Source organism: Pseudomonas sp. LB1P83, assembly GCF_054897885.1.
The window spans coordinates 4,583,643-4,595,457 of sequence record NZ_CM142709.1 but is presented as its reverse complement, the minus strand read 5'-3'; the positions used below and the strand labels follow the sequence as shown (position 1 = coordinate 4,595,457).

Annotated in this window: 15 protein-coding genes; 8 read left to right on the top strand and 7 right to left on the bottom strand. The window is 59.6% G+C overall.

The window, feature by feature from the left end; translation table 11 throughout:
* Positions 1-39 precede the first annotated feature (39 nt).
* The 3 genes from ACYZTY_RS21100 (at position 40) to ACYZTY_RS21090 (ending at position 1,236) form a co-directional block, all read left to right on the top strand.
* Positions 40-537, top strand: a complete 498-nt coding sequence (locus ACYZTY_RS21100; protein ID WP_461955323.1) for a GNAT family N-acetyltransferase — start codon at positions 40-42, stop codon at positions 535-537.
* A 98-nt stretch (positions 538-635) separates the two neighbouring features.
* Complete coding sequence (locus ACYZTY_RS21095; RefSeq protein WP_461959369.1) at positions 636-902, top strand: type II toxin-antitoxin system Phd/YefM family antitoxin; 267 nt, start codon at positions 636-638, stop codon at positions 900-902.
* A complete protein-coding gene (locus ACYZTY_RS21090) occupies positions 895-1,236 on the top strand; it encodes a type II toxin-antitoxin system RelE/ParE family toxin (protein WP_461955322.1) in 342 nt (113 codons plus the stop codon). Before ACYZTY_RS21095 ends, ACYZTY_RS21090 begins: the two co-directional genes overlap by 8 nt.
* Positions 1,237-1,289: 53 nt before the next feature.
* Here the strand turns inward: ACYZTY_RS21090 and ACYZTY_RS21085 are convergent, their stop codons facing one another.
* Positions 1,290-1,895: a pyridoxamine 5'-phosphate oxidase family protein gene (locus ACYZTY_RS21085; RefSeq protein ID WP_461955321.1), complete on the bottom strand. Its 606-nt coding sequence runs from the start codon at positions 1,893-1,895 to the stop codon at positions 1,290-1,292.
* Between the two features lie 7 nt (positions 1,896-1,902).
* The gene (locus ACYZTY_RS21080; protein WP_461955320.1) at positions 1,903-2,388 is read right to left on the bottom strand and encodes a GNAT family N-acetyltransferase; all 486 of its coding nucleotides are present in this window, start codon (positions 2,386-2,388) and stop codon (positions 1,903-1,905) included.
* Positions 2,389-2,528: 140 nt separating this feature from the next.
* Between ACYZTY_RS21080 and ACYZTY_RS21075 the strand changes: the two genes are divergently transcribed.
* The 3 genes from ACYZTY_RS21075 (at position 2,529) to ACYZTY_RS21065 (ending at position 4,725) form a co-directional block, all read left to right on the top strand.
* The gene (locus ACYZTY_RS21075; RefSeq protein ID WP_461955319.1) at positions 2,529-2,954 is read left to right on the top strand and encodes a YybH family protein; all 426 of its coding nucleotides are present in this window, start codon (positions 2,529-2,531) and stop codon (positions 2,952-2,954) included.
* Between the two features lie 80 nt (positions 2,955-3,034).
* Complete coding sequence (locus ACYZTY_RS21070; protein ID WP_461955318.1) at positions 3,035-3,379, top strand: YciI family protein; 345 nt, start codon at positions 3,035-3,037, stop codon at positions 3,377-3,379.
* 110 nt (positions 3,380-3,489) lie between these two features.
* Positions 3,490-4,725, top strand: coding sequence for an RNA polymerase sigma factor (locus ACYZTY_RS21065; protein ID WP_461955317.1), 1,236 nt, complete (start codon positions 3,490-3,492; stop codon positions 4,723-4,725).
* A gap of 121 nt (positions 4,726-4,846) precedes the next feature.
* Here ACYZTY_RS21065 and ACYZTY_RS21060 read toward each other — a convergent pair whose 3' ends face one another.
* The gene (locus ACYZTY_RS21060; RefSeq protein WP_461955316.1) at positions 4,847-5,701 is read right to left on the bottom strand and encodes a LysR family transcriptional regulator; all 855 of its coding nucleotides are present in this window, start codon (positions 5,699-5,701) and stop codon (positions 4,847-4,849) included.
* Positions 5,702-5,791: 90 nt separating this feature from the next.
* Between ACYZTY_RS21060 and ACYZTY_RS21055 the strand changes: the two genes are divergently transcribed.
* Positions 5,792-6,226: a multidrug/biocide efflux PACE transporter gene (locus ACYZTY_RS21055; RefSeq protein WP_461959368.1), complete on the top strand. Its 435-nt coding sequence runs from the start codon at positions 5,792-5,794 to the stop codon at positions 6,224-6,226.
* A gap of 156 nt (positions 6,227-6,382) precedes the next feature.
* Here the strand turns inward: ACYZTY_RS21055 and ACYZTY_RS21050 are convergent, their stop codons facing one another.
* Entirely contained in the window at positions 6,383-7,141 is a 759-nt protein-coding gene (locus ACYZTY_RS21050) for an SDR family NAD(P)-dependent oxidoreductase (RefSeq protein ID WP_461955315.1), read from the bottom strand.
* Between the two features lie 121 nt (positions 7,142-7,262).
* Here ACYZTY_RS21050 and ACYZTY_RS21045 point away from each other — a divergent pair, with 121 nt between their 5' ends.
* Positions 7,263-8,159 carry a LysR family transcriptional regulator gene (locus ACYZTY_RS21045; RefSeq protein WP_461955314.1) on the top strand — a complete coding sequence of 299 codons (897 nt, stop codon included), beginning with the start codon at positions 7,263-7,265 and terminating at the stop codon, positions 8,157-8,159.
* A gap of 110 nt (positions 8,160-8,269) precedes the next feature.
* Here ACYZTY_RS21045 and ACYZTY_RS21040 read toward each other — a convergent pair whose 3' ends face one another.
* The 3 genes from ACYZTY_RS21040 to ACYZTY_RS21030 form a co-directional block, all read right to left on the bottom strand.
* Entirely contained in the window at positions 8,270-8,992 is a 723-nt protein-coding gene (locus ACYZTY_RS21040; protein WP_046031989.1) for a TylF/MycF/NovP-related O-methyltransferase, read from the bottom strand.
* A complete protein-coding gene (locus ACYZTY_RS21035; RefSeq protein WP_461955313.1) occupies positions 8,989-9,855 on the bottom strand; it encodes a hypothetical protein in 867 nt (288 codons plus the stop codon). The genes ACYZTY_RS21040 and ACYZTY_RS21035 overlap by 4 nt, the downstream gene beginning before the upstream one ends.
* A 253-nt stretch (positions 9,856-10,108) precedes the next feature.
* Positions 10,109-11,725 carry an inorganic phosphate transporter gene (locus ACYZTY_RS21030; protein ID WP_461955312.1) on the bottom strand — a complete coding sequence of 539 codons (1,617 nt, stop codon included), beginning with the start codon at positions 11,723-11,725 and terminating at the stop codon, positions 10,109-10,111.
* Positions 11,726-11,815 lie beyond the last annotated feature (90 nt).

Sequence of the window (11,815 nt, the reverse complement as noted above, 5' to 3'; positions counted from 1 at the left end):
ACTCTGTCTTCTCACTTGCCCCAAGGTTGCTGTTGCGCCATGAACTCGTCGAACCCTGTCATCCGAAACGTCCTGCCTGCTGATCTGGACCGCTGCTTCGCCATCGAAACCGTTGCCTACGAAGGCGACGAAGCCGCCACCCGGGAAAAAATCGCCACCCGCATCGCCACCTGGCCCGAGGGTTTCATCGTCGCGGAAGTGGACGGCGTGGTAGCCGGTTTCATTAATTCCGGAGCGGCATTTGAGGTGGAAATGTCAGACGAGGCGTTCAAGGAACTGATCGGCCACGACCCGGCCGGGCCGCACGTGGTGATCATGTCGGTGGTGGTGCACCCTGATTATCAGGGGCAGGGGTTGGCGAAGCGTTTGATGGGCGAGTTCATCGAGCGCATGCGGGGTTTGGGCAAGAGCACCATCCACCTGATGTGCAAGGAGCGGCACATTCCGCTGTATGCCGGATTTGGGTTTGCCTACATCAAGCCTTCAGCTTCGGACCACGGCGGCATGGCGTGGCATGAGATGGTGTTGGAGTTGTAACCGGAGCAAATGATCGCTTGAGATAAGTTTTTTAATAGCCTAAATTCAGACCTTGTGAGTTGGCCAGCCTGTCCGGATGGCGAGCAGAGGAACGAATGATGCGAGTTGAAACAATCAGTTTTGTCAAAAAAAATGCGGCAGCGCTGGATCTCTCCGAGCCAATGCTCGTGACCCAAAATGGCGTGCCTGCGTATGTGATCGAGTCCTATGAGGAGCGTAAACGCCGGGACGAGGCGATCGCGCTGATCAAGCTGCTGTCGTTCTCCTCCCGCGACAAGGACCAGGGAAAGCTGATCTCTGGTGAGACGTTGCTGGCTAAACTGGTGAAGCGGCGTGAACTGTCACAAGAAGATAACGATGCCTGAGGTCTTCAGGGTAGAGTTTTCGACCGCTGCGGAGCATGGGGTTATTTCGCTGGAGCATTATCTGACGCAGCAATGCGGGCGCAAAAAAGCGGCAGAGGTTGTAGATCAACTGGTGATGCAGATTGTTACGACTTTGGGCTCTCAGGCCCACGTTTATGGTGTTTGCCAGGAAGCCGCCTCCCTTGGTGTGACTCATTTCCGTGAGTACATGCCCATGGGGCAGTGGGTTTTGTATGAGGTGTACCCGAGTAAGAGCCTTGTCGTAGTCGCTTTGGTTATCGGCCAGCGTCAAAGTATCGAGAAGCAGTTGCTCGACTATTGCCTACTTCTCTGACGGCTATTCAAATTCCCAAAGGGTTGCCTCATGGTAACCCTTTCATTTATTGATCAGTAGAGACTGTCACGCACCCGCGCCGGCGCTTCCCGGTCGTACGTTTCTGCATCGAACTGCCCGTCATTCAACCGCTTGTGAAACGCCCCCGCCGTCGGCAGCGCTGAGCGTTCCAGATGCTTCTCCGGATTCCACAAATCCGAACGGACAATCGCTTTCGAGCAATGGAAGTACGCCGCTTCCACCGTCACCAGCATCACCGTGCGCGCCGGTTTGCCGTTCACCGCAAAGCTTTCCAGCAACGCCGGTTCCGCACTTATTTGCGCTGTGCCGTTGACCCGTAACGTCTCGCCGATCCCGGGAATGATGAACAGCAACGACACCCGTGAATCGAGCACCACATTGCGCAACGTATCGATGCGGTTGTTGCCCGGACGGTCCGGTATCGCCAGGGTCTGCGGGTCGATGATCCGCACAAAACCCGGCGTATCACCCCGGGGCGAACCGTCCATGCCATCAGGGCCGACCGAGCTGATAATCACCAGCGGCGAGGCGCGGACCATCGCTTGATAGTCCTCGTTCAGAAAGGCAATCTGCTTGCGCACGGCGCGGTCGTGGGGTTGGCCGTAGATCGCTTCCAGTGCTTCGATGCTGTCGAGCATAACTACCTCAGAAAATCAGACTCATGCGCCGTTCATAACCGATCCGGCCCCTGTACGCCTCACCGCTGTCGACCCAGCCAAATTTTGCATAGAGCGCGATGGCCGCCGCGTTGTCCGCATCCACCGAGAGCTCCAGCGCCTTGATCTCCGGAAACGCCTGCCGAGCCACGTCGGGCAGGGCTTGCAGGCAGGCTTTTCCATACCCCTTGCCTTGAGCGCGGTGATCGACTTGCAAGGCATGCAAGGTCGCGCTGTGTTCGTCGGCCCACGCCGGCAGCACAGGCGGGCGTTTCAGCAGCAGGAACGCCACGGGAATCTCCTCGGCCAGCAGTGCAAATCCCTGGACGCCGGGGCCGGGTTTGGACAGCAAGGTGTGCAACGCACCGTGGATGTCGCCGGAGAATTTGATCTGTTCTTTATGCACTTCGATCGCCTCGACCTGCTGGCGCTGGCGCGCGTTGAGGTTTTCGTAAGGCACGAGTCGGGCTGTCACTGGAGTGTCCTTTTTCCAACAAAATATGTTTCGGATTCTAACGAGTTTGCGTTCATGGATTATTTTTATTTCGACTGTCGATTTGGCTGTTCGCCAGACGACTAAGGGTGTCTTCACAACAAAAACCACGGAGAACCACCATGACGGCTACAGCTGAAATCCAGGCCCTGATCGACACTTATCGCCAAGCGGTAATCGCCAAGGATGTCGAGAAACTCATGTCCTTTTACGGCGACGACATCGTCTCCTACGACGCGGTCAAGGCCCTGCAATTCCGGGGAAAGGCGGCTTATCGCGCGCATTGGGAAGAATGTATGGAGATGTGCCAGGGCGCGCACAAGTTCGACTTTGACCACATGAACATCGTCGCGGACGAGCACATCGCCTTCGCCCACTGGCTGGCCCATTGCGGCGGCACCAACGAAAAAGGTGAAACCCAGGCTTGCTGGATGCGCGTGACCGCCTGCTATCGGCGAGAGGCAGGGCAATGGCGCATCGTCCACGAACACTGGTCGGCCCCGTTCGACATGACGAGCGGCACGGTGCTGTTCAACCTTGAACCCTGAACATCGGGTGCTTCGTCGGGAATGTCGCGAAGGCGTCCATCTGCAGCCATAGTTCATCAGTTCGATCCGGGAGAGCCCACATGAAGTACTTATGCCTGGTCTACAGCAACGAACAGGCGTTGCACTCGCTGCTTGACAGTCCCCATGACGCCGAGTGCATGGCCTATGCCGAGTCGATCGAGGGCAGCGGCCGGATGATCGCGGCCGAGGCGCTGGAGTCGGTGCAAACCGCGACCACCGTGCGCATGCGCAACGGCAAGATGTCGATCACCGATGGCCCGTTCGCCGAAACCAAGGAGCAGTTGGCCGGCTTCTACCTGATCGATGCCAAGGACCTCAATGAAGCCATTCAGGTCGCCGGTAATATTCCGGCGGCCCGGGTCGGCAGTGTCGAGGTGCGTCCCGTTCGCCAGTTGAATCCCTGAATAGCAAGCACCAGACAGGAGATCCCCATGAGTCCACAGCCCTATAAGCAACAGCCTGCCGAATTCGGCGATCGATGGGTGACGCTGGTGACTGAAGGCATGCCGGACTGATGCCTGTCGTGTCGGTCGCGGCGCGGGTCGAGCAGGTTTACCGTGAAGATTCACGGCGGATTCTGGCGACGTTGATCCGCTTGCTTGGCGATTTCGACCTCGCCGAAGAGGCCCTGCACGAGGCGTTTTTTGTCGCGGTCGAGCGTTGGCAGCGTGACGGCGTGCCGGACAATCCGCGCACCTGGCTGGTGTCCACCGGGCGCTTCAAGGCCATTGATGTATTGCGTCGGCGCGCGCGTTTTGCGGCGTCCAGGCCTTTGTTGATCGCTCAGCTGGAGGAACTGGAACAGGCCGACTGGAGTGATGAAGACGTGGAAGATGATCGCTTGCGGCTGATCTTCACTTGTTGTCACCCGGCCCTCGCGTCGGACGCCCAGGTGCCGTTGACCTTGCGCGAAGTGTGCGACCTGACCACGGAGGAAATTGTCCGCGCCTTTCTCTCGGCGCCGGCAACCATCGCCCAGCGCATCGTGCGCGCCAAAGCGAAAATCCGTGACGCCAAAATCCCTTATCAAGTGCCGACGCTGGCGGAATTGCCCGAGCGTCTGGACAGTGTGCTCAGGGTGATTTACCTGGTGTTCAACGAAGGTTACTCGGCGTCTGTCGGCGCAGAGCTGACCCGCGAGGACCTGACGCGCGAGGCGATTCGGCTCGGGCGGTTGTTGATGGAGTTGCTGCCGGAATCGGAAGTGATGGGGTTGCTGGCGTTGATGCTGTTGCATGAATCACGACGCCCGGCCCGGACGTCGGCGAGCGGTGAGTTGGTTTTACTGGATGAACAGGATCGCTCGTTGTGGGATGCCGGGATGATCGCCGAAGGTTGCGCGCTGGTGGAAGCGGCGCTGACCACTCGCCGGTTCGGGCCTTATTGCCTGCAAGCAGCGATTGCGGCGGTGCATGCCGAAGCGCCCACGGCGGGGGAGACGGACTGGCAGCAGATTGTGGGTTTGTATGACGTGCTGTTGGCGGCAGTGCCTTCGCCGGTCATCGAGTTGAACCGTGCAGCGGCGATCTCCAGGCGGGATGGGCCGTTGGCGGGGCTGGTGTTGGTGGAAGGGATTTTGGATCGGGGGGATTTGCTGGATTACCACTTGGCGCATTCGGCGCGCGCGGATTTTTGTCGGCAGTTGGGAAGGGTTGAGGAGGCGCGGGCGGCGTATGAGCGGGCGCTGCAATTAACGCAGCAAGTGCCGGAGCGGCGGTTTATCGAGGCGCGGATCAAGGCTTTGAAGTGATGTGAGCTTGCGGGCCCCATCGCGAGCAGGCTCACTCCCACAGTGGATCGCGGCGATCACACACTTTGTGGACGCCACCAATCCCTGTAGGAGCGAGGCTTGCCCGCGAATGGCCGCACCGCTATTCCAGCATTTTACTGAGCAACCAACTCCCCGCCGGCCCCGGCGGATGCAGCCGTGACCACAAGGCATCGACAAACACCGGTTTCGGCCAGCCGCGCACGTCCAGTTCAACCAGCGTCCCCGCCCCAAATCGCCCCACCAGCCAACGCGGCAACGGCGCCCAGCCGAACCCGCCCTGGGCCATTTCCAGCAGCATCAGGTAACTCGGCGCCGACCAGACACGTCCCTTCGCACGGCTCTCGTACGGATTGACGATCGTCGCCAGGCGCAACTCCCGATGCTGTTGCAACAGGTCTTGATCGATATGGTCCAGCGCCGCCAACGGATGCGCTCGGGAGACGAACAGGGCAATCTCGGTCCGTTCCTCCACGGTCGAGCTGACCAGATCCGGCGGGTAACTGTCCTGCTTTTCGGCGAAGGCCACATGCGCCCGACCGCTCTGCACCAATGCCACCAGGTCATCGCACTCAGCGATCAGGCATTCGAGTTCGAGGTCTGGATAACGCTGCTCGAAAGCACTCAGCGCCGCTTCAAATCGGTCCGACTGATAGGTGTCGGAAATCGCCACGGTCAGCTTCGGCTCTACACCTTGGGACAGTTGGCTGGCGGTCATTTCCAGGCGGCTGGTGGCCGCCAGAATCTCCTCGGCCCGTTGCAACATCACATGCCCGGCCGGCGTCAGGCTCGGCTTGCGGCTGCTGCGGTCGAAGAGTGTCAGGTTCAGATCGATTTCAAGACTGGCCACCGCGGCACTGATGGTCGATTGACTGCGCCCCAATTTGCGCGCCGCCGCGGAAAACGAGCCTTGCGTCGCCGCCTGGACAAACGCCTGCAACACTTCCTGAGAAGCCATGAACTATCGCCTTGATCGATGGTTATTGGTTATGAAGTATCGGCGCGAGACCGGATCATGGCAACCACAGCCACTCAGGGAGTCCTGATCATGAACGTCAAAAAATCCATCACTGAACGTATTTTCCAGGCCATTGGTTTCGAAGTGTTGGCCATTTTGATCTGTACGCCTCTGCTGGCGTGGATCATGAACAAGCCGATGATTGAAATGGGCGCTGTCACCGTTGTGATTGCGGCGCTTGCTCTGGGCTGGAACGTGGTCTTCAACGGCCTGTTCGACCGTTTGCTCAAACGCTACGGCATCGTGCACAACGCTTGGGTGCGCGTTGTCCATGCGCTGCTGTTCGAAGGCGGGCTGGTTGCGATGGGTGTGCCACTGATTGCCTGGTGGCTGAACGTCAGCCTGTGGCAGGCATTCCTGCTGGACATCGGCGTGTTGCTGTTTTTCCTGCCATACACCTACGTTTACCACTGGGCGTATGACGTGGTGCGCGAGCGAATGTTGATGGTTTCTACTGCTCGCTAACCCAGAGTGGACGGTTTTTGTGGCGAGGGAGCTTGTCGGATCGCCGCACCGTCCCGCTCGAGTGCGAAGCGCTCGCAAAATCTTCGACAGTTACCGAGATTTTGGGGCTGCTTCGCAACCCGGCGGGAGCAAGCTCCCTCGCCACAGGTTTAGTGGTTACAAGAACATCCCGCCCGACGCTTCAACGCGTTGGCCATTGATCCACTGACTACCCGGCGCGAGCAGCAATGCAATCGCGCCACCAATGTCATCCGGCTGACCCACCCGACCCAACGCGGTATTGCCGGCAACGTAGCTGTTCACGTCACTGTTATCGCGCACCGTGCCGCCGCCGAAATCGGTTTCGATGGCGCCCGGGGCCAGAGTGTTCACGGAAATGCCGCGAGCACCGAGTTCCTTGGCCTGGTAGCGGGTCAGCACTTCCATCGCGCCTTTCATCGCCGCGTAAGCGCCGTAACCCGGCAAGCTGAAGCGGGTCAGACCGCTGGACACGTTGAGGATGCGCCCACCGTCCGCCATCAGCGGCAGCAGGTTCTGAGTGAGGAAGAACGGCCCCTTCAAGTGGATATTCATCAGCAAGTCGAACTGGGCAACGGTGGTGTCGACGAAGTTCGCGGTCAGGCCGATGCCGGCGTTATTGAGCAGGAAGTCGAAGTGCTGGCGATCAAAACGGCTGCGCAACACGTCGGCGACCTCGGTGGCGAAGTCTTCGAAGCGTTCGCTTTGGCTCACGTCGAGTTGCAGCATCACCGCCCGAGCACCAAGGCTTTCGATTTCTGCGACCAGTGCCTGCGCTTCATCGGCCTTGCTGTTGTAGGTGCCGATAATGTCGACGCCTTGGGCGGCCAGATGCAGGGCTGCGTTTTTGCCGAGGCCGCGGCTGGCGCCAGTGATCAGTGCGATTTTACGGTTCATGGGACTTCCTCAAGGGTGGTGGGTAACGGTGTGGTGGAAGTTTATTTATCCGGCCCGGGGTGATAAACAGACTGAAACTGGAATCACTGGTCGGTTAAACCGAACAATAGAGGGTCGGCCCATGAACAAGCTGGAACTGCTGCGTTCCTTCGTGCGTGTCAGCGAGATGTCGAGTTTTACCCTGGCGGGCGAAAGTCTGGGCGTGCCCAGATCGACTGTCTCGGAGCACGTTCAGGCGTTGGAAGGCTTGTTGGGGACGCGCCTGTTGCAACGCACCACGCGCCGGGTTCAGGCGACGCAGGACGGCCTGGTGCTGTACGAGCGCAGCCGGGACTTGTTGTCGCACATGGATGAAATCGAAGGGCTGTTTCGTCAGGACGCGGCCTCGCTTACCGGGCGCATTCGCTTTGACATGCCGAACTTTCTGGGCCGGCAAATGGTGCTGCCGCGCTTGCCGGAATTCATGGCGCTGCACCCCAACCTGGAACTGGAAATCAGCACCACGGATCGCCGGGTCGATTTGCAGAGGGAAGGCTTTGATTGCGTGGTGCGGGTCGGTGCGCAGCCGGATCAATCCGTGGTTGCGCGTCGCGTGTGTGATTTTGCGATGGTCAATTGCGCCAGTCCCGCCTACTTGCAGCGTTATGGCATGCCGGAAAGTCTTGAGGATCTGGCACAGCATCGAATGGTCCATTACGTCGGCGTACTGGGTTCGCGCTCGGAGGGTTTTTTGTACGAAGTGGACGGGGCAGAGCATCGATTGCCCATGGCGGGCAGTGTCACGGTGAACAGCACCGACGCTTATGAAGCGGCGTGCCTGGGGGGATTCGGTCTGATTCAGGCGCCGGTCAAGGGCATGCAATCGCATTTGGATAGCGGTGATCTGGTGGCGGTGTTGCCGCAGTTCAGCGCACCGTCGATGGAAGTCTCGTTGCTCTACGCCCGGCAACGGCATTTGCCGCTGCGGGTGCGAGCGTTCATGGACTGGCTGGCCAATGTCATCCAGTCCACAACATAACCGCCCCCTGTAGGAGCGAGGCTTGCCCGCGAAGAACGATAACGCGGTCATTCGGTTAGACCGCGTTATCGTTCTTCGCGGGCAAGCCTCGCTCCTACAGAGGGGATGTGTTAGACGTGGAAATAGCCTACGCAGCTATCAAACGGCAGGCGTTTGAGTTCGATCTTGTTCAGGTCCAACACTTCACGCAGGGCTTTGGTTTCGCCCGGGAAGTTGCGGTAAGCGACTTCGTCCAATACCACGATCGCGCCTTTTGGCATGTACGGCAGGAAGGTTTCCAGCGCGACTTTGGTCGATTCGTACAGGTCGGTGTCGAGGATCAGCATGGCCACGACCAGGTCCGGACGGGTCTTGACCCACTCAGGTACGGTTTTGACGATGTCGCCTTTGACCAGCTCGCAACGCGGGATACGGTTGACCGGGCGCAGCAGGTCGTTGGCGTCGATCATGTCCTGGATCAGCGACTGGTCGGTGTCGGAGAACATGGTCTCGTTGACGTCGGCCGGGTCTTCTTTCTTGTCGATGCTCTGGAAGCCTTCGAACGTGTCGAAGCCCACGATCGAACGGTTGATCGCGTACGGCTCGAGAATCATCGACAAGTGCATGTACAGCATCAGCGAGTTGCCCTTGTACACGCCGCACTCGATGATCGCGCCCGGTACTTCAGCGACTTTCTTGAACAGTTCCATACGCGACAGCGCAGCGGTGACGCCGATGCGGTTGGCGAAGACGAACGGCGCGTCGGCCACGTACTCGGCATCGACCCGTTTCAGAACGTTGGCACGGGTTTCGTTGTACTGGGCTTCGGCAGGCGTGATGCGACGCTTGGTCATTGCTGGATTCCTTGGAAATTCGAGAAGTCGTGGGCGTGGAAATAGTCTTTGAAACCGGCGCCGACGTCAGGGCAGGCGCTGTCGACGTTGATCGCGCCACGCTTGTGCTTGAGGTCGTCGAGGTGCATCAGGCGGAAGTCCACGCTGAAGCGGGTTTGATCGGTGTGGTTGGCGACCGTGCCATGCAGGTGCGAGCCGGAGAAGATCAGCATCTCACCGGTGTTGCCGGCGATGCGCACTTCAGACGCGGTGTTGATTTCTTCCAGTGGCACCGGGTGCACGCGGACTTCCTCTTTGAGGTTGTCCTTGGCTTTGTGCCGCTGGTTGCTGATCCAGTCGTTGAGGCTCCATTCGCTGGAGGTGTTCTTCACCGGCACGTCGAAGTAGCCGCCGTTGATCATCATGGTCTGGTCGGGGCGGATGGTGTGCACCGGCATCCAGGTGTTGATCTGGCAATCGACGCTGCCATACCACGTGTCGCGATGCGGTTTGTAGGCATAGCTGACACCGGCGTGCAGGTAGTCATAATTCGGCACCACGCGAATGCGCGGCACGTCGAAGATGTACTCGCGCGGGTCGACGCCAATCTCGTCGATGAACGACAGGATCAGGTCCTTGGCGCGCTGGCTGTTGGTGAACTGGCCCTTGAGGCGCGTCACCAGTACCACGAATTCTTCCACCGGCATCAGCGTGTGCAGCGCCTGGTGATTAGTCTCGCCGTCGAAGGCGGCGGTGATGCTTTCCTGGGCGAACGCACACAGCTCTTTGGCAGCGCGCAGCTGGGTGTTCAGGAAGATGTCGCCGGCGTAGATGGCTTCTTTGAAGTCAGCTTTCTGTTGAAGCTGATTGATGTACAGATTCACGATTCCACTCCTGAATGCATCGAGTCTCTTAAGAGTCGGCCACACGTTAGCAAACTGAAGTGCAATCCGGCGGGTGGTGGATCAATAAAAACGCAAACGCCTGAATTTGCGACGAAATGCGTTGCCCCGGCCAAAAAAATCCCCTGTAGGAGCGAGGCTTGCCCGCGAAGGCGGTGTGTCATTCAACGATATTGTCGACTGACACACCGCCTTCGCGGGCAAGCCTCGCTCCTACAGGGGGTATGTGTTGAGGCTAGAAGAGTTTGGTGAACAGCCAATACAGGCTGCCCGACAACAGAATCGCCGCCGGCAAGGTCAGCACCCAGGCCATCAGCAGGTTGCGGATGGTCCTCATCTGCAAGCCGCCGCCGTTGGCGACCATGCTCCCGGCCACCCCCGAGGACAACACGTGAGTGGTCGACACCGGCAAGCCGAACATGTCCGCCGCGCCGATGGTCAGCATGGCCACGGTTTCTGCCGAGGCGCCTTGCGCGTAAGTCAGGTGCGTCTTGCCGATCTTCTCGCCGACCGTCACCACGATGCGCTTCCAGCCGACCATGGTGCCCAGCCCGAGCGCAATCGCCACCGCGATCTTCACCCACAGCGGGATGAAACGCGTCGAGTTGTCGATCTGTTGCTTGAACAGTTGCAGCTTGCTGCTGGTGTCGGCGTCGAAGTTACCGACCTTGTTCTTGTCCATCAGGCGAATGGTTTCGCTGGTCAGGTACATGTCGTTGCGCACGTTGCCCACGGCCTCGGCGGGCACTTTGGACAGCGAGCCGTAACCCTTGACCTGCGCGCCGATGCTGCCGGTGAGGGCGGCAAGGGCCGGGACCAGTTGCGGCGTGGCTTCCTTGCTGCGCACGTATTCGGAGAGCACCGGACGCGGATCGGCCGGGGCTGGCATCGGCGCGCTTTTCACCAGCGCTTGCTGGGTGACTTCGGCGACGGCGGCGAACTGCAGCGCCTGGTCGGCCGGCATGGTGCGGTTCAGCGCATAAGCCATCGGCAGCGTGCCGACCAGAATCAACATGATCAGGCCCATGCCTTTCTGGCCGTCGTTGGAGCCGTGGGCGAACGAAACGCCGGTGCAGGTCACAATCAACATGCCGCGAATCCACCACGGTGGTGGCGTGTTGCCGACCGGTGCCTTGTACAGCGCGCGATTCTTGACGAACGCACGCAGGGCCAGCAGCAACAGCGCGGCAAAACCGAAGCCGACCAGCGGTGACAACAGCAACGCATAACCGATCTTGGTTGCTTGCGCCCAGTCCACGCCGCTGGTGCCGTCATGGCCGTGCATCAGGGCATTGGCCACGCCGACGCCGATGATCGAGCCGATCAAGGTGTGCGACGACGAGGCCGGCAAGCCCAGCCACCAGGTGCCGAGGTTCCACAGGATCGCGGCGATCAACAGGGCGAAGATCATCGCGAAACCGGCGGAGGAACCGACTTGCAGAATCAGCTCCACCGGCAGCAGGGCGATGATGCCGAACGCCACCGCGCCACTCGACAGCAACACCCCCAGGAAGTTGAAGAACCCGGACCAGGCCACCGCGAAGTTCGGCGGCAGCGAGTTGGTGTAAATCACCGTAGCGACGGCGTTGGCGGTGTCGTGGAAACCGTTGACGAATTCAAAGCCCAGAGCGATCAGCAAGGCAACGCCCAGCAGCAGAAATGGCGTCCAGGTGGTGACCACCGTGCCGAGTTCGCTCATGTCGTGCATCAGGCTGTAAGCGGTGAACAACAGCCCGCTGGCCAGCACGCCGAAAAACACCACGAGGGTGAACAGGCTGGGTTTTTTATCGAGTTGCGGTCTGGCGCTACTGGCGGGAGCCTGCGTTTCGGCTGTATAGGAAGGCGTAGCCATGACGGACAATCCTGAGGAGGGTAGGAGTGTCCGTCATGATCGTTGCAGAATGTTACAGAGAGACTGCCCTGGGTCAGGGTTTGGGGTTTT